Raw genomic sequence first — 15,622 nt, forward strand, 5'->3', positions numbered from 1 at the left:
CTCTTTTATCCCGTTTTGCTGTGACTCACAGCAAAACGGGATAAAAGAGGCACATCACCCCTCCCACACGGCCTACGCGCTTAGGACGCAGAACGGGGACGCAGAACGGGAACCAAACCGAAATCAACGCAAATTTTGACGATTATTCGGAAAATATATAATTTAGCCGAACAATCCACGGAATTATGCACAACCTAGATAACATCGACCTCCAGATCCTCACCCTCCTCCAACCGGACGCCCGCATGTCCAATGCCGCCCTGGCCAAGGAACTGGGGATGGCGCCGAGCGCGGTGCTGGAGCGCGTCAGAAAACTCGAGTCAAAAGGGGTTATCGAAGCATACAACACCCAGGTGAACCCACAGGCAGTGGATAGGAAACTGCTGGCCTACGTATCGATAAAGACGAGCACCCCGCCGGGGGATACCCACATCGCGGACATGCTGGAAAAGGTCCCGGAAATACAGGAGCTGCATATCGTAGCGGGGGAAGACTGTCTCCTGGCGAAAATAAGGACGGCGGACGCGCAGGCGCTGCTGGTCCTCATGCGTGAGAAATTGGGCAAGGTCGATGGCGTAACCGGCACAAAAACGACCATCGTCCTCCAAACGATAAAAGAAAAAAACCACCTTGTAATCCCCTCTCAGCCATGAAAAACGAAACAACGCAGCCCTCCTGGGCTCCTTTGGCCGCCTACCTGGCGGTCTGTGTCATCTGGGGTTCCACCTACCTGGCCATTTCGATGGCCGTAAAGACCATCCCTCCCCTTTTGATGGTGGGGATGCGTTTTATCGTCGCGGGCGTCCTCCTGCTGGGCTGGCGCCTGGCCAGGGGTGAGAAGCTTCCACCCTTAAAAACATTCGCGCAAAGCGCTATCACCGGGGTACTCCTGCTCTTCTTCGGGAACGGCGGGGTGTCCTGGGCGGAAGTCAACCTGGCCAGCGGTCTCACTGCCATCATCGTAGCCGCCGTACCGCTCTGGATGGTCCTCATCGACCGGGGGCATTGGAAGGACTCCTTTTCCGATCCCAGGGTGATCGTCGGATTGCTCCTGGGTTTTGCGGGCGTCGTCTTCCTGGTAACCGCCGGGGGAGGCTCGGTGAACTTTTCGCTGCGAAACGCCGCCCAGCGGACGTCCTTTATCGTGTTGATGATCGGATCCATCGCCTGGGCCGTGGGTTCCATTTATTCAAAGAGCAACCCGGTGCCCGGCACCACCAGCATGAAGGCCGCCCTGCAAATGCTATCCGCCGGGGTGGTACTGCTCGTCGTCAGCTGCTTTACCGGCGACTGGGCCCACGTCGACTGGCACCAGGTTTCAGCCCGTTCCTGGGGAGGTCTCGTCTACCTGATCATCTTCGGTTCCCTCGTCGGCTATCTCAGCTATATTTACGTACTGGGCGTATGGCCGGCCGCCCGGGTGGGCACTTATGCGTACATCAACCCGGTCGTCGCCGTTTTTCTCGGCTGGGCCATCGCCTCCGAGCCCCTGAGCGCCGGGCAGTCCATCGGCCTGGCGGTCATCCTGGCGGGAGTGATGCTCGTCAACAGCAGGCAATTCAGCAAAGGCAGAATAAGCCCTATCTTAGCAGCTCGTAAAACGTAGCGACTATGCAAGTCTGGAAGGACTACCAGGACAAAAACAAGGACCGCTTCCTCGGGGAGCTGATGACCCTGCTCAGGATACCGAGCGTCAGCGCTCGCAGCGAGCACAAACCGGACATGAAGACCTGCGCGGAAGCGGTGCGTGCCGCGCTCCTGGAAGCTGGGGCGGACAAGGCTACAATCTTTGCCACCGATGGACACCCGATCGTATACGGCGAAAAGATCATCGACCCCGCAAAACCCACCATCCTGGTATACGGTCACTATGACGTACAACCCCCGGACCCGCTCGAGCTCTGGCATAGCGGGCCCTTCGAACCCGTCGTCAAAGACGGCAGGCTGTACGCCCGCGGTAGCGCCGACGACAAGGGCCAGGTGCATATGCACATCAAGGCGTTCGAAACCATGGTACGCACCGGCACGCTGACCTGCAACGTCAAGTTCATCATCGAAGGTGAAGAGGAGGTCGGCTCGCCCAACCTCGGCAAGTTCGTCGAAAACCGCGCCCCGCTGCTGGCCTGCGACGTCGTCCTGATCAGCGATACGTCCATGCTTTCCCTGGAAACGCCTTCCATCGACGTTGGGCTCCGGGGACTCTCCTATATCGAGGTGACCGTTACCGGGCCGAACCGCGACCTGCACAGTGGGGTATACGGCGGCGCTATCGGCAACCCCGTCACCACGCTGGCGGAAATGATCGCGTCCATGCACGACGCGCACGGACGGGTCAACATCCCCGGGTTCTACGAGGACGTGAAAGAGCTCCCGGGCGCCGAGCGCGCCGAGCTGGCCAGGGCGCCCTTCGACGAGGCGGCCTACAAGACGGACCTGGGCGTAGCCGCGCTTTGGGGTGAGGAAGGCTACTCTACCAACGAGCGCACCGGCATACGCCCTACTCTCGAGGTAAACGGCATGTGGGGCGGGTATACGGGCGAAGGCGCCAAGACAGTACTGCCGTCGAAGGCCTATGCAAAGATTTCGTGCCGGCTCGTACCCGACCAGAAGAGCGCAAAGATCACCGAGTTGTTGCTCAACCACCTCCGGAAGATCGCGCCCCCGTACGTCACCGTGGAAGCGCACGAGCACCACGGTGGGGATCCTTATATAACGCCCGTCGACTCCATAGAATACAAAGCCGCCTCCAAAGCCATGGAAACCACCTTCGGCAAAACGCCGATACCGATGCGCGGCGGCGGTAGCATCCCCATCACCGCGCTGTTTGAAAAGACCCTCCAGGTAAAGGTCGTACTCCTGGGTTTTGGCCTGGACAGCGACAACCTCCATTCGCCCAACGAAAAATTCGACCTGGCCAATTACTATAAAGGGATCGAGACCATACCCTGGTTCCACCAGTATTTCGCGGAGATGAAAGCCCAGAAATAGCCTCCCCCATGGACAAGGAAAAATTGCGGATCGACAAATACCTGTGGGCCATCCGGCTGTTCAAAACGCGGAGCCAGGCCAGCGCCGCCATCGACGCGGGTCGCGTCAAATTGCAGGGCGCCGCCGTCAAGGCCTCGCGCACCGTCGCGGTGGGTGATGAGTACGAAGTCCGGACCGAGGGCCGTAAGTGGGTTATCAAGGTAACGGGGCTGCTCGAACAACGCAAACAATTTGCCGAAGCCAGCCAGTTCTACCAGGACCTCACGCCGCCGGAAGAGCTGGAGCGCCTGAAAGCCTTCCAGCCGACCTCCTTCCATACCGGCAAGCGCCAGTCCAAGATCGGCCGCCCCACCAAGAAGCAGCGCCGGGACATCGAAGGGTTTATGGAAGACCCGGACTAGCGTCTTACCTTTGCGCCTATGCGCATCGACATCCTTTCGGTTCTCCCGGAATTACTGGAAAGCCCGCTGAACCATTCGATCATGAAAAGGGCGAAGGACAAGGGTCTCCTGGAAGTCCATACCCACGGGCTCCGGACCTGGGCCGTCAACAAGTATGGCCAGGTGGACGACTACCAGTTTGGCGGCGGTGCCGGCATGGTGATGATGTGCGAGCCCCTGGTGAACGCCATCGAGAGCCTGAGCGCCGGGACGACCTACGATGAGGTCATTTATCTCACCCCGGACGGGGAGCGCCTCAACCAGCGCATCGTCAACCAGCTTTCCCTCAAACAGAACCTGCTGATGATCTGCGGCCACTATAAAGGGATAGACGACCGGGTCCGGGAACACTTCGTGACCCGGGAAATATCCATCGGCGATTACGTCCTCAGCGGGGGGGAGCTCGCCGCCGCCGTGCTGACCGATGCCATCGGCCGACTCCTGCCGGGCGTCCTCAACGACGAGACGTCCGCCCTTTTCGACTCTTTCCAGGACGACCTGCTGGCGCCCCCCGTATACACCCGCCCCGCCGACTTCCGCGGCTGGAAGGTACCGGAAGTGCTCCTCAGCGGCGACCCCAAAAAGGTGGACGAATGGCGTCACGAACAGTCCCTGTCGCGCACCCGCACCCGCCGCCCCGACCTCCTGGACGAGGACGCATAAAAAGGCCTCCGTGTCCGGAGGCCCCGGCCCCCCGAACCGGGGGGCCAACTTGCAAAAAAGCTATGAAGCCCTAGGGCTTTTGGAAAATCTTCGGATCGATGGTCTGGTTCGGCACCACCTTCGTTACCACATTCTTGATCTCCCCCCCGGCCGCGGCATTCGTCACCGTTGTCGTGAAAGGAAATACATACCCATCTGGCGTCTTTTTATAATCCGCGAAAGCGATTTCGCTGGTCACGTCGGAACCGTTGACGCTGTTGGTGGTAACCAGCTTGCTGACGTAGTAGGTTGCCGCGTCGATAAAGAATACCATGTCGCCCTCCCCTTGTTTGGACAGCTTCACCTTGAAATTATCCTTCCCGGCAACCTGCTCCTTACCCACGAGGGTTGCGGTATAGCCATTGCCTTTATAGTCCAGGAACTGCCCCCGGAGGTCCATCCTGGCCGCCGATTGCTTCAGCTGGTCCGTTGGGATCGGTTGGGGGTCGGTGTTACCGGTCAGCGGGTTGACCATCCAGCCGGTGTCCTTGGTCATGACGGTGATGATGGTCGAACCCATCACCTCGACCTCGGCGCGCAAGCCCTGGCCGTTGATGACCCAAACCTTGGAGTTAAGGTCGTTGCCCATGACCGAGGTCGTGTTTTCTTCGTACACGGACACCAGTTTGGTCAATTTATCCTTACCGCCCATAGCCTCGATATTCTTGTTGATGATGTCGTTCACATCCTGTGCGAACGAGCCTGCGCCGATAAGGCTGAGAGCGGCGGCAAGGATGATACGTTTAGTGATCTGCATATTACGGTTTTTGAAACTTTGCGGCGTCGATGGGCTGGTTGACCACCACCTTATTGACCGTGGTGACCAATTCTCCCTGGGGCAGCTCCAGCGTATACCCGCTGGCGAAGACGTACCCCTCGGGCGTCTTATTGTACCCGGTATAGACGATATCCTGCTGGGTGGTGGTGCCGTTGACATACGCCGTAGTCGACGCCTTGTCCACGTAGTAGGTGGCGGCGTCGATATAGTAGGTAGCGTCTGGCTCCCCCGGTTTGGACAATTTGACCTTGTAGGTATCCTTGCCGTTGACCGTTTCCTTCCCATCCAACGTCGCCGTATATCCCTTTTCCTTGTAGTTGAACAGGGGTCCGGCCAGCGTCATCCGGCGCGTGATCGCCTTCATGGCGTCGGTGTCCATCGGCTGGGGATCGGTATTGCCCGTCATGGGATTGACCGCCCACCCTTTTTCCTTGTTGGCCACCTGGATCATCTGCTGACCCATGATGTCCATTTCCATCCGGAAACCTTCGTTGTTGACCGCCCAGACCTTTGCGGGCAGGTCGTTACCCATGATCGAGCTCGAGGTTTCTTCATACAGCGTATTGAGCGCTGCCAGTTTAGCCTTGCCGCCCATGGCGTCTATATTCTTTGAAATGATGTCGTCTACGCTTTGGGCGAAGACCTTTCCGCCCAGGAGGAACACCGTAAGGGTTACCGCGACCCATTTGCTTACTTGCATATGTTTTTCGTTAGTTCATTACAATATTATAAAACATTCCTCCAATTAGTACACCCGTCCACGTAAATGTTACACTAGGGCTTATCTTCACCGCATGAAAAATGAATACACCATCAGGGGACGGCTGGTCGACATCCCTGGGGCGGCCATAGTCCGGGCCGAAGTAACGGTTCACGCGGGCAGGATACAAAAGGTTGAGTTCCTGCCCGACACGGCATCCGGCGCCTCGGAGCCCTATCTCTGCCCCGGATTTATCGACGCCCACGTCCATATCGAAAGCTCCATGCTGGTCCCCAGCGAGTTCGCCCGGCTGGCGGTGGTGCACGGGACCGTGGCCACGGTAAGCGATCCCCATGAAATTGCCAATGTGTGTGGTCTTGAAGGTGTAAACTATATGATCGCGGGCGGCGCCCAGGTGCCCTTTCATTTTTGCTTCGGGGCGCCCAGCTGCGTCCCGGCCACCGTTTTCGAAACCGCCGGCGCCACCCTTACCCCGGCGGACGTGGACCAGCTGCTCCAGCGGCCGGAAATCGGGTACCTGAGTGAAATGATGAACTTCCCCGGTGTACTGGCCGGCGACCCCGACGTACTGGCCAAAATCGCATCCGCCCGACGACTGGGCAAGCCCGTGGATGGTCACGCGCCCGGTCTTCGGGGCGAAGCCGCGCGCGCCTACATCGCCGCGGGCATCAGTACCGATCACGAATGCTTTACGATGGAAGAAGCGCTGGACAAGCTTAGCCAAGGCATGCACATCCTCATCCGGGAAGGCAGCGCCGCCCGGAACTTCGACGCCCTGGTCGGTCTATTAAAGGATCACTCCGATAAAATCATGTTCTGCAGCGACGACAAGCACCCCGACAGCCTCGTCGAGGGGCACATCGATCAACTCTGCGCCAGGGCCGTTGCCGCCGGCATGCCGTTGTTCCATGTGCTAAAGGCCGCCTGTATCAATCCCGTCCGGCACTACCGGCTCGACGTCGGCCTGCTGCAGGAAGGGGATTCCGCCGATTTCGTGCTCCTGGAAGACCTGGAGCATTTCAACGTCCTGGCCACCTATATCCGCGGGGAACGCGTCAGCGACGGTGACCGTTCCCTCATCCGGCCGGTGGCCGCCCCGCCGCTCAACAAGTTCGTAACCCGGACGATTGGCCCCGCCGATCTTCGCTATCCGCTCCAGAAGTGGGGCGAAAACGAGCCCGAAAATTTCGAGCAGGTACGGGTTATCGAAGCCCTCGACGGACAATTGATCACCAATCCCCTGGTCGTCCCGATCACCGACCTGCGCGTCCGCGATGGTTTCCTGGAAAGCAATCCCGATAAGGACATCCTCAAAATAGTCGTGGTCAACCGTTATCAGAAGGACGCGCCGGTCGCCAAGGCCTTCGTCCGTAACTTCGGGCTGCGGCAGGGCGCCATCGCTTCCTCCGTCGCCCACGACAGCCACAACGTCATCGCGGTCGGTACGGACGACGAGCAGCTGGCCGAGGCCATCGGCCTCCTGCTGGAGGCCAAGGGCGGTGTCAGCTGCGTCGTTCCGGGCGAAAGCCGCCTGCTACCCCTGCCGGTAGCCGGCCTGATGAGCCCGGCGGATGGATACGAGGTCGCCCGGGCCTATACCGACATCGACCGCATGGCCAAAACGGCCGGCAGCCGGCTGTCCGCTCCCTTTATGACGCTTTCCTTCATGGCCCTGCTCGTCATCCCGCACCTGAAACTCAGCGACAGGGGTCTTTTCGATGGAGACACCTTCAAATTACTGTAATATGCCCACCGGTAAAATCCGCTGCTTCTGGTCCGAAAAAGACGACCTCTACCGCGCCTACCACGACGAAGAATGGGGTGTGCCCCTGCACGACGACCAAAAGCTCTTCGAGCTGCTCAACCTCGAAGGCGCCCAGGCCGGTCTGAGCTGGTACACCGTATTAACCAAAAGGGAAAACTACCGGAAGGCCTTCGACGGATGGGACCCCGTAAAAATAGCGAGGTATACCCCGGCCAGGGTGGAAAAGATCCTGCAGAACCCCGGCATCATCCGCAACCGTCTCAAGGTGGAAGGCACGGTACTCAACGCCAAAGCCTTCCTTGCGGTACAAGCCGAATTCGGCAGCTTCGACGCCTATATATGGCAGTTCGTCGGCGGCAAACCCATCGTCAACCATCCCCGGGCGCCGGGACAGGTGCCCGCTAAAACGGCTATTTCTGACGCCATGAGCAAGGACCTCAAAAAAAGGGGCTTCAAGTTCATCGGATCGACGATCTGTTACGCCTTTATGCAGGCATCGGGCATGGTGGACGATCACTTCGATAATTGCTGGCGCAAAAAACACTAGCCGATCTGCACCACTTCCCTCTTTTTCGGCTCCCGCATCCCCTCCGGTATGAAGCGGAGGATTTCCGTCTTTAGCATTTCCACCAGTTTGCGACGGACATAGTGACGGTGGATCACCAGACTGACCTCCCGTACCGGCGCGGGTTGCCGGAAGTAGCGGAGGTTTTTCTGCTGCCGGGCGCCCAGGTCGCGCGCGGCGAGTTCGGGAAGGATCGTCACCCCGGCGTTGGCCTCCACCATTTTTATCAGGGTCTCAATACTTCCCGCCTCATAGTGGAAGTTATCGTGATCGGACATCTGTTTGCGGAGCTCGCAGAGGTTCAGGATCTGGGACCGCATACAGTGCCCCTCTTCCATCAGCCAAAGGTGTCTGACGTCGATGTCTTCGGCCAGCACGTATTTTTTCTCCCAGATGGCCTCGTTCTTGGCGGTATACACCACGAACTCTTCATAAAACAGCGGGAGCTCGGTCAGTTGCGCATCGCCCAGGGGCGTCACCAATATGCCGACGTCCAGGGCGCCGCTCTTCAGCTGCTCGACGATCGACTCTGTCCGAAGCTCGGTTATCACCAGGCGCACCAGCGGATATTTTTTCAGAAAAGATTTGATGAACAACGGCAACAGATAGGGCGCCAGCGTGGGGATGATCCCTACTTTCAATTCCCCGGCGATCGTCCCCTGCCGTTCCCTGACGAGCTCCCGGAGATGGGTGGTTTCCTTGAGGATGACCCGTGCCTGCTCCACGATGGGCTTGCCCAGCTCCGTGGTCACCACCGGCTGACGGCTCCGGTCGAATATCTTCGCCCCCAGCTCCTCTTCCAGCTTGTGGATCATCATACTGAGCGTCGGCTGTGTCACGAAGCACTTTTCCGCCGCGGTGGCGAAGTGCCTGTAGGTGTCCACGGCCACGATATATTCCAGTTGTTGAAAGTTCATATCAACCCTCCTGCCCGTTCCACAGCGCCCCCCCGATACTGTCGCGGGAGGCGCCTGTGACCGTGGCTAATGTATTTTCCTCCTGTCTGAGACGCAACACCCCGAACAACGCCATCACCAGCGCCTCCTTGAAATCCACGACCGCCGCATCAGGGACCACGACGGTGACCCCCAACGATGCCAGCCGCTCCCGTAGCCGGTCGATCAAAAACACGTTATGGGCTCCGCCACCGGTCACCAGCATCTCCCCGCCGGAACGGCCCGGGAGTGCCGCGGCAACCTGTACAGCGATATGCTCTACATAAGTCCTGAGCCCATCTTCCGGTGAACAGGAACCCAGCAACCCCAGGACGGTTTGCGTTCCGAAGCTATTGTCCAGCGACTTGGGCGGTGGTTGCCGGTAATAGACCAATCCGTTCAGCGCCTCCAGCACCGAAGGGACCACCTCCCCTGACGACGCCAGCGACCCCTCCTCATCATACGCCTTACCTGCCCGCGTGGCCAGGAGGTTCAGTACCCGGTTCGCCGGACACACGTCAAAGGCGATACCCGCGGCCGCGGCCGAAATATTGGCGATACCGCCCAGGTTCAAAAAATACGCATACCCCGGGAACAGCCACCTTTCCCCTATCGGCACGATCGGCGCTCCCTGTCCTCCCAACGCCACGTCCAGCGTCCGGAGATCGCTCACCGTCTGCAGACCCGTTTCGGCGGCGATGGCGGCGCCGCTCCCCAGTTGGGCCGTCATACCCGCGACGGGATCGTGAAACACGGTATGTCCGTGCGACGCCACCAGCTGTACCTGGAATTCCAGCCCGGCCGAAGCGATAAAGTCGTTGACCTGCCGGCCCAGATAGTGCCCGTATTCCTGGTCCAGGACGAGGTATTCCCGCAAAGGCAGCGTCGCCGCCCCTTCCAGCCGCGCCCGCCACTCCGCGGAATACGGTATGGTTTCCGCAATCTCGATCGTATATCCCCATTTACCGGCGCCTGACTGCAAATGCACGAACGCCACGTCCAGCCCATCCAACGAACTCCCGCTCATAAGCCCCAAAACCCGGTATATCATACAAATAGTATAGTTTTGTCCACTGCAATTTCGCACATTTACACTTATGGCAGTAGTCAATCTCAGCACCGCTCATTCCCTGGTCACCAATTGGATCGCCGAGCTCCGCAGCGTGGACGTCCAAACCGATAGGATGCGTTTTCGCCGGAACCTGGAACGGCTGGGAGAAGTATTCGCCTATGAAATCAGCAAAACGCTGGCGCACGAGGTCGTGGATGTTCAAACGCCCATGGGCACGGCACAGGCGAAGGTCCTGAAGGAACAGCCCGTCCTGGCTACCATCCTCCGGGCTGGTCTGCCCCTCCACCAGGGTTTATTGAACTATTTCGACAAGGCGGACAACGCCTTTATTTCGGCCTACCGGAAGCACCACCGGGACGGTACGTTCGAGATCAGCCTGGACTACGTCAGCTGCCCTTCCCTGGAAAACCGGGTCCTGATCGTTTCGGATCCCATGCTGGCCACCGGGGCCTCCCTCGTAAAGGCGCTCCAGTTCCTCAAAGACGAGGGGCATCCGGCTGAGATCCATGTGGTTGCCGCCATTGCCTGCACCGTGGGGATCGAATATGTCCTCCGGAACCATCCGCAGGTTCAGGTCTGGTGTGGCGACATAGATGACGAACTGACAGCAAAGGGCTATATCGTACCTGGATTGGGGGACGCCGGCGACCTGGCGTTTGGGGTAAAGGTCCAAATGTAAATTTTTCTTACATTTATAATACTGGACGGCATTTAACGTTTTATGCGGATGGCCTCGGGCGGACCATTATCCACCGTAATCCAATGAAAATCCTGACTGATGAAAAAATGGCTGACACTTTTACCACTAATATTGGGGTTTTGCACTGTCCTCCGTGCTCAGGACCCGCATTTCTCACAGTTTTTTTCCTCTCCGCTCACCCTCAACCCGGCGCTTACCGGTAAATTCGACGGGTTGTACCGCATCGCGGGCAACTACCGTAACCAGTGGCCCACCATCAACAACGCCTTTACGACCGCCACGATTTCCGCGGATACGCGCATACTCGCCAACCGTTTGCCCGACAACGACGACTGGGGCATCGGCGTACTGGGCCTCACCGACCAACAGGCCGATGGCGTCCTGAACCAGAATTATTTTTCGCTGTCCACCGCCTATCATAAGGGTCTGGACGAAGACGGCTATCACCAGCTGTCCATCGGTTTCCAGGGTACTTACGCCAGCAGCCGGCTCGACGGCACCAAGGTCAACCTGGGGGACGAGCTCGCCCCCGACGGCACCTGGTCGGTTCCGTCCAATGACCCCTTTGCCAACCGGGTCTTCCAGCTGCACTACTTCGACTTCAACACCGGGATCCTCTATAACGGCTCCACCAGCGACCGGAACAACTTTTACATCGGCGGCTCGCTCTACCACATCAACCGCCCCAAGGAGAGTTTCGACGACGCCAACTACCTCCTGCCGATGCGTTGGACGGTCCATGCCGGCGGCCACTTCCCGATTGCCGACAACGCCTCCGTCTATGTAAGCGCCCTTCACCAATCGCAGGCCGGCGCCAGTGAAAACGTGGCAGGGGCGGCCATCGCGCTGAACGCCAACGACGATTGGTTCATCAACCCGACCAATGTGTATGTAGGGGCATGGGTGCGTTTCGGCGACGCGATCCTGCCGTATGTGTCCATGGAATTCTCCGGTCTGCAGATCGGCCTGTCATACGACACCAATATTTCTCCGCTGAAAACGGCCTCCAACAGCCGCGGGGGCATCGAAGTCTCGCTGATCTACATCAAGAAGCCTTCCGACCCCAACAAGCGACACCTGAACTGCCCGAAATTCTAACGCGGCGGCTTGCTAACGTGAGCGTGCCCTCTAACCGAAAATCGATAGGGTAATAAGGCATCATTACCCGCATAATCCACCCCGATTCGTGCGGATGCTTCAATATCCGCTTCAGGGTACCCGCGCCCGTCATCTGCAATGTAAATCTCGTTCCCCAGCAGGCTCAGCCCACTCTGCGAAGTATGTATCCCCAGGGCGGTGGATACGTTCCCCGGACCACGTCCAAGCGTCTTGTCCCCGGTGCGCTTCCCCGTTCGCCGGAGCATGACGTCCATTCCCTCCAGGGGCTCTATTCCCCGGATCAGTACGGCATGAGGCGTATCCGCCTCGTGTGTTACGACGTTGAACAAATGGTGTATACCATAGCACAGGTAGACATAGGCCGTGCCCCCGCGACCGAACATGACCTCGGTGCGACCCGTGCGCCTTCCGCCAAATGCATGCGAAGCCCTGTCGATAACACCCGCGTACGCCTCCGTCTCCACGATGCGGCCACTGGTATACCCATCCGGAAAACGAGTGACCAGTATCTTTCCTATCAGCTCCCGCGCAATCAGCGTCACGTCTGATCGCTCGTAAAACGCGCGCGGTAGTTTTTTTATCCGTTGCATCCGTCTAAATGGGTTATTTTCGGTCCTGAAAATTCAAAGAAAACTTGCTCAAGGAACTCATCATATCCTTTCAATCCTATTACAAGGCGCACCAGTTTATACGCCGGCACAAATTATGGAAATGGATCATTATTCCGGGCGTCCTGTATGCGATCCTGTTCTTTGCGGGGTTCTGGTTTTTCCTGCAGTCCTCCAACGAGGCCATCCACTGGTTCACCACCCTGCTCGGCATACCCCGCTGGCTGGAAAGTATGCACTCGACCTGGCTCAACTTTTTCGTCCTGTTTGACGACCTGATCCTGCGGCTGGTCCTGTTGCTGTTTTATTTTTCCCTTTTCAAATACCTGATCCTGATCATCGGGTCGCCCCTGTTCGCCTACCTTAGCCAACGCACCGAAGCTATCATGACGGAGACGGAATACCGTTTCAGCTTCCGGGAGCTGGCCCCGGAAATGGGCAGGGGGATAGCGCTCGCCGTGCGTAACGCCCTTTGGCAGACGGTGTATACCTTCACCCTGCTCCTGGTCTCGTTCATCCCGCTCGTCGGCTGGATCACGCCCCTCGTTGCCTTTATCATCGAGTGCTATTACTATGGCTTCTCCATGCTGGACCACAGCTGCGCCCACCACCAGCTCACCCGCGCGCAAAGCATCGACTTCATAGGCGAACGCCGCGGGCTCGCGATAGGCAACGGCATCGTCTTTTATGCTATGCACCTGGTCCTCGTGCTGGGCTGGATCGTGGCGCCTACCTACGCCCTGGTGGCGGCTGCCCTCAGCCTTTATCCCGTCAAACAGGAATCCTTATGAGCGAGGTATACCTGATCCCCACGGTCCTGGCCGAGGACGCGCTCGACGCCATACCCGCCTATGTCCTCCCCGCCGTGCTCCGCTGCGCCGCTTTTTACGTCGAGAACGAGCGCACGGCGCGCCGCTACCTCAAAAAACTATCCCGCGACATAGTCATCGACGACTATAAGTGGGTCGCCATCCACAAGGCCGAAGAGCCCGTCCTTACCGGATTCCAAGAGGACCTGGCTGCCGGCCTCACCATCGGCATCCTCAGCGAGGCGGGCTGTCCCGGCGTGGCCGACCCTGGCCAGCTCCTCGTTGCCGCCGCCCAGGCCGCCGGCGTCCCCGTCAAGCCCCTGGTCGGCCCCAGCTCCATCCTGCTGGCGCTGATGGCCAGCGGTCTCAACGGCCAGCTCTTCCGCTTCAACGGCTACCTTCCCATCGACACCGCCGACCGCCTCCAGGCGATCCGCCGCCTCGAATCGGAAGCGCTCGCCACCACCTGTACCCAGCTATTCATTGAAACGCCATACCGCAACGGCGGTCTTTTCGAGGCCTTGTTGAAGACCTGTCGTCCGACCACGCGCCTATGCGTTGCGCGCGACCTCACCGGGCCCACGGAATACATCCGTACGCTGCCCGTATCGGCCTGGAAGGACGCGCCCGCGCCCGAGCTCCATAAGGTGCCCGTGATCTTTTTGCTGGGCGTTTGACCCGCCTTCGGCAACCAAAGCGTTATTGCGGAAACGGCGTGGCGCCCCCACCCGGGGCGATCGAGATGATGGAATCGACGACAAACCGGCTGTCCCCGCGCCAGGGTATCCCGCCGAAGTATTCCTTATAGTGCACCTCCACGTCTTTGGAGCCGGACAGCATGAGCTTCTGCGCTACCGCGTCATCCACGACCGAAAAATTGAACACATTGGACTGGAGCGCACCGGCCTGCTTGGACGCAAAACCCGATTGGATCATCCTGCCTTCGTATGTCTTGAAGAGTACGCCCCGGCGCACCACGAAATTGAGCTGGCCGGCGGTTACCCCCGAGCCATAGGCGTAGTAGAAGCGGAAGTAGAAAAACACGACGATGAGGACAACAATGATGATCGTAAGCCAGGTGACAATCTTCTTCATGTGGGTGTGGTTTTTATTAGATGCCGTACTTACTTACAAGATAAATTAAAGCCGTCATATTTACAGCGCCCAGCAACAGCTCCCGCCGGTTCACGTTCTCGAACAAATCATTGCCCGCATGGTGAAAGTCAAAATAGCGCTGGGAGTCAGGCAGTATTTCCCCGACGACGGCCTTGACCCTGACCAGCGGTTCGACATCGGCACCGCCGCCGCCGACATGCCATTCATATACCCCATAGGGCTGGAAGAGCGTACCCCAGTCGGTAAACTCCTTGAACCGGGCGCCCTCGGCCCCGATAGAAAAGCCACGGGGCGTAAACCCGCCGTTGTCGCTTTCCAAACCAAAGATGTATTGCAACCCGTCGGTAGCGGCGCGCGCGGCATACGCCTCGCCGCCGCGGCCGCCGTTCTCTTCATTCATAAACATCACCGCCCTCACGGTGCGGGCCGGTCGTATGCCCAGTGCATGGAGCGTGCGAATCACCTGAATACTTTGTACGATACCCGCCCCATCGTCCTGCGCGCCTTCAGCCAGGTCCCACGAGTCAAGATGTCCCCCCACCGTAACGATCTCATCCGGATGCTCGTTGCCACGGATTTCACCGATGACGTTATAAGAAACCGTATCTGGAAGCGTTCGGCAGCTCGCCTTCATAAACAGGGTGACGACCATTTTCATCCGCAGATTCCGGCTCAGCTCTTCGGCATCATTGGTGCTGACCGCAAAGGCCGGGATCCTGGGCAAGGTAGTATCATAATGCGTCGTACCGGTATGCGGGTAGTCGTTTAGCGACGTGGACAAGGTCCGCAGCACAAAACCCACTGCCCCATACTTTGCGGCCTGGCTCGGGCCGAGCACCCGGTAACGGACCGCATCCCCATAGGCCGCAAAGGTGTTAACGAGGGTCTGGTTCATGGGATAGTTTAGAAAAACGATACGGCCCTGAATGCCCTTCTTGCCCAGCCTGTCCAGCTCCTCAAAGGACCGGACCTCGATCACGGGGGCGGTTATTCCCGTCCTGGGCGTTGCCACCGACCCCCCCAGCGCGCAAACGTGCAGCGGCACCTTTTTGCCCGCGAACGTGTAGTACGCCTCTTCCTTGGGTCCCCTGACCCAGTGCGGCACCATGCAAGGCTGAAGGTATACCGTATCCGCACCGGCACCCTTAAGCATGGCGGCCGTGATCTCCACCGCCCGCGCGGCATTGGCCGAACCGGACAACCGGGCTGGCGCTCCCTTGCAAAGTGTCAGCAGATCGTCATAGGCGCCTCCTTTGGTAAGGGTGAAGTCTGCCATGCGGCGGATGATTATTGAATCCTGGAGA

At 58.8% G+C, this 15,622-nt stretch carries 18 protein-coding genes; 11 read left to right on the top strand and 7 right to left on the bottom strand.

Annotated elements, in window-relative coordinates:
- The first annotated feature begins 185 nt into the window (after positions 1-185).
- The 5 genes from VL547_RS20200 to trmD are packed head-to-tail and all read left to right on the top strand — an operon-like array spanning position 186 to position 4,091.
- A complete protein-coding gene (locus tag VL547_RS20200) occupies positions 186-653 on the top strand; it encodes an Lrp/AsnC family transcriptional regulator (protein ID WP_325581333.1) in 468 nt (155 codons plus the stop codon).
- A complete protein-coding gene (locus tag VL547_RS20205) occupies positions 650-1,606 on the top strand; it encodes an EamA family transporter (RefSeq protein WP_325581335.1) in 957 nt (318 codons plus the stop codon). The genes VL547_RS20200 and VL547_RS20205 overlap by 4 nt, the downstream gene beginning before the upstream one ends.
- A gap of 5 nt (positions 1,607-1,611) precedes the next feature.
- Positions 1,612-2,988 carry a dipeptidase gene (locus tag VL547_RS20210; protein WP_325581337.1) on the top strand — a complete coding sequence of 459 codons (1,377 nt, stop codon included), beginning with the start codon at positions 1,612-1,614 and terminating at the stop codon, positions 2,986-2,988.
- 8 nt (positions 2,989-2,996) lie between these two features.
- A complete protein-coding gene (locus tag VL547_RS20215; protein WP_325581339.1) occupies positions 2,997-3,389 on the top strand; it encodes an RNA-binding S4 domain-containing protein in 393 nt (130 codons plus the stop codon).
- Positions 3,390-3,407: 18 nt separating this feature from the next.
- A complete protein-coding gene (gene trmD / locus VL547_RS20220) occupies positions 3,408-4,091 on the top strand; it encodes a tRNA (guanosine(37)-N1)-methyltransferase TrmD (RefSeq protein WP_325581341.1) in 684 nt (227 codons plus the stop codon).
- A gap of 70 nt (positions 4,092-4,161) precedes the next feature.
- Here the strand turns inward: trmD and VL547_RS20225 are convergent, their stop codons facing one another.
- Together VL547_RS20225 and VL547_RS20230 are read right to left on the bottom strand one after the other, a co-directional pair.
- A complete protein-coding gene (locus VL547_RS20225) occupies positions 4,162-4,887 on the bottom strand; it encodes a hypothetical protein (protein ID WP_325581343.1) in 726 nt (241 codons plus the stop codon).
- A gap of 1 nt (position 4,888) precedes the next feature.
- A complete protein-coding gene (locus VL547_RS20230) occupies positions 4,889-5,608 on the bottom strand; it encodes a hypothetical protein (protein ID WP_325581345.1) in 720 nt (239 codons plus the stop codon).
- A gap of 94 nt (positions 5,609-5,702) precedes the next feature.
- On the opposite strand from VL547_RS20230, the gene ade reads away from it, so the two are divergent.
- Positions 5,703-7,373 (top strand): adenine deaminase, encoded by a 1,671-nt coding sequence (ade, locus tag VL547_RS20235; protein ID WP_325581347.1) that lies wholly within the window; start codon positions 5,703-5,705, stop codon positions 7,371-7,373.
- 1 nt (position 7,374) lies between these two features.
- Positions 7,375-7,941, top strand: coding sequence for a DNA-3-methyladenine glycosylase I (locus VL547_RS20240; protein WP_325581349.1), 567 nt, complete (start codon positions 7,375-7,377; stop codon positions 7,939-7,941).
- Here VL547_RS20240 and VL547_RS20245 read toward each other — a convergent pair.
- Positions 7,938-8,876, bottom strand: coding sequence for a hydrogen peroxide-inducible genes activator (locus VL547_RS20245; RefSeq protein WP_325581352.1), 939 nt, complete (start codon positions 8,874-8,876; stop codon positions 7,938-7,940). The two genes, VL547_RS20240 and VL547_RS20245, sit on opposite strands and share 4 nt — an antisense overlap.
- A 1-nt stretch (position 8,877) precedes the next feature.
- Complete coding sequence (locus VL547_RS20250; protein ID WP_325581354.1) at positions 8,878-9,945, bottom strand: anhydro-N-acetylmuramic acid kinase; 1,068 nt, start codon at positions 9,943-9,945, stop codon at positions 8,878-8,880.
- Positions 9,946-9,991: 46 nt separating this feature from the next.
- Between VL547_RS20250 and upp the strand changes: the two genes are divergently transcribed.
- Both upp and VL547_RS20260 read left to right on the top strand, forming a co-directional pair.
- Complete coding sequence (gene upp, locus VL547_RS20255; RefSeq protein WP_325581356.1) at positions 9,992-10,645, top strand: uracil phosphoribosyltransferase; 654 nt, start codon at positions 9,992-9,994, stop codon at positions 10,643-10,645.
- A gap of 99 nt (positions 10,646-10,744) precedes the next feature.
- Complete coding sequence (locus VL547_RS20260; protein WP_325581358.1) at positions 10,745-11,764, top strand: PorP/SprF family type IX secretion system membrane protein; 1,020 nt, start codon at positions 10,745-10,747, stop codon at positions 11,762-11,764.
- Here the strand turns inward: VL547_RS20260 and VL547_RS20265 are convergent.
- A complete protein-coding gene (locus VL547_RS20265) occupies positions 11,761-12,375 on the bottom strand; it encodes a DNA-3-methyladenine glycosylase (RefSeq protein ID WP_325581360.1) in 615 nt (204 codons plus the stop codon). The genes VL547_RS20260 and VL547_RS20265 overlap by 4 nt on opposite strands.
- Positions 12,376-12,419: 44 nt before the next feature.
- Here VL547_RS20265 and VL547_RS20270 point away from each other — a divergent pair, with 44 nt between their 5' ends.
- A complete protein-coding gene (locus tag VL547_RS20270; RefSeq protein WP_325581362.1) occupies positions 12,420-13,184 on the top strand; it encodes an EI24 domain-containing protein in 765 nt (254 codons plus the stop codon).
- Positions 13,181-13,879 (top strand): SAM-dependent methyltransferase, encoded by a 699-nt coding sequence (locus VL547_RS20275; RefSeq protein WP_325581364.1) that lies wholly within the window; start codon positions 13,181-13,183, stop codon positions 13,877-13,879. The genes VL547_RS20270 and VL547_RS20275 overlap by 4 nt, the downstream gene beginning before the upstream one ends.
- A gap of 22 nt (positions 13,880-13,901) precedes the next feature.
- Here VL547_RS20275 and VL547_RS20280 read toward each other — a convergent pair whose 3' ends face one another.
- Together VL547_RS20280 and VL547_RS20285 are read right to left on the bottom strand one after the other, a co-directional pair.
- Entirely contained in the window at positions 13,902-14,297 is a 396-nt protein-coding gene (locus VL547_RS20280; protein ID WP_325581365.1) for a hypothetical protein, read from the bottom strand.
- A 16-nt stretch (positions 14,298-14,313) separates the two neighbouring features.
- Entirely contained in the window at positions 14,314-15,594 is a 1,281-nt protein-coding gene (locus tag VL547_RS20285; protein WP_325581367.1) for a M20/M25/M40 family metallo-hydrolase, read from the bottom strand.
- Positions 15,595-15,622 lie beyond the last annotated feature (28 nt).

It is taken from the genome of Dinghuibacter sp. (assembly GCF_035492835.1).
GTDB lineage: Bacteria > Bacteroidota > Bacteroidia > Chitinophagales > Chitinophagaceae > Dinghuibacter.

What these genes read in the sequence shown, in the direction of transcription:
- VL547_RS20265 (WP_325581360.1), bottom strand. Translation starts at nt 12,375, where the DNA reads ATGCAACGGATAAAAAAACTACCGCGCGCGTTTTACGAGCGATCAGAC.
- trmD (WP_325581341.1), top strand. Translation starts at nt 3,408, where the DNA reads ATGCGCATCGACATCCTTTCGGTTCTCCCGGAATTACTGGAAAGCCCG.
- VL547_RS20250 (WP_325581354.1), bottom strand. Translation starts at nt 9,945, where the DNA reads ATGATATACCGGGTTTTGGGGCTTATGAGCGGGAGTTCGTTGGATGGG.
- VL547_RS20285 (WP_325581367.1), bottom strand. Translation starts at nt 15,594, where the DNA reads ATGGCAGACTTCACCCTTACCAAAGGAGGCGCCTATGACGATCTGCTG.
- VL547_RS20280 (WP_325581365.1), bottom strand. Translation starts at nt 14,297, where the DNA reads ATGAAGAAGATTGTCACCTGGCTTACGATCATCATTGTTGTCCTCATC.
- ade (WP_325581347.1), top strand. Translation starts at nt 5,703, where the DNA reads ATGAAAAATGAATACACCATCAGGGGACGGCTGGTCGACATCCCTGGG.
- VL547_RS20240 (WP_325581349.1), top strand. Translation starts at nt 7,375, where the DNA reads ATGCCCACCGGTAAAATCCGCTGCTTCTGGTCCGAAAAAGACGACCTC.
- upp (WP_325581356.1), top strand. Translation starts at nt 9,992, where the DNA reads ATGGCAGTAGTCAATCTCAGCACCGCTCATTCCCTGGTCACCAATTGG.
- VL547_RS20230 (WP_325581345.1), bottom strand. Translation starts at nt 5,608, where the DNA reads ATGCAAGTAAGCAAATGGGTCGCGGTAACCCTTACGGTGTTCCTCCTG.
- VL547_RS20275 (WP_325581364.1), top strand. Translation starts at nt 13,181, where the DNA reads ATGAGCGAGGTATACCTGATCCCCACGGTCCTGGCCGAGGACGCGCTC.
- VL547_RS20210 (WP_325581337.1), top strand. Translation starts at nt 1,612, where the DNA reads ATGCAAGTCTGGAAGGACTACCAGGACAAAAACAAGGACCGCTTCCTC.
- VL547_RS20200 (WP_325581333.1), top strand. Translation starts at nt 186, where the DNA reads ATGCACAACCTAGATAACATCGACCTCCAGATCCTCACCCTCCTCCAA.
- VL547_RS20205 (WP_325581335.1), top strand. Translation starts at nt 650, where the DNA reads ATGAAAAACGAAACAACGCAGCCCTCCTGGGCTCCTTTGGCCGCCTAC.
- VL547_RS20260 (WP_325581358.1), top strand. Translation starts at nt 10,745, where the DNA reads ATGAAAAAATGGCTGACACTTTTACCACTAATATTGGGGTTTTGCACT.
- VL547_RS20225 (WP_325581343.1), bottom strand. Translation starts at nt 4,887, where the DNA reads ATGCAGATCACTAAACGTATCATCCTTGCCGCCGCTCTCAGCCTTATC.
- VL547_RS20245 (WP_325581352.1), bottom strand. Translation starts at nt 8,876, where the DNA reads ATGAACTTTCAACAACTGGAATATATCGTGGCCGTGGACACCTACAGG.
- VL547_RS20215 (WP_325581339.1), top strand. Translation starts at nt 2,997, where the DNA reads ATGGACAAGGAAAAATTGCGGATCGACAAATACCTGTGGGCCATCCGG.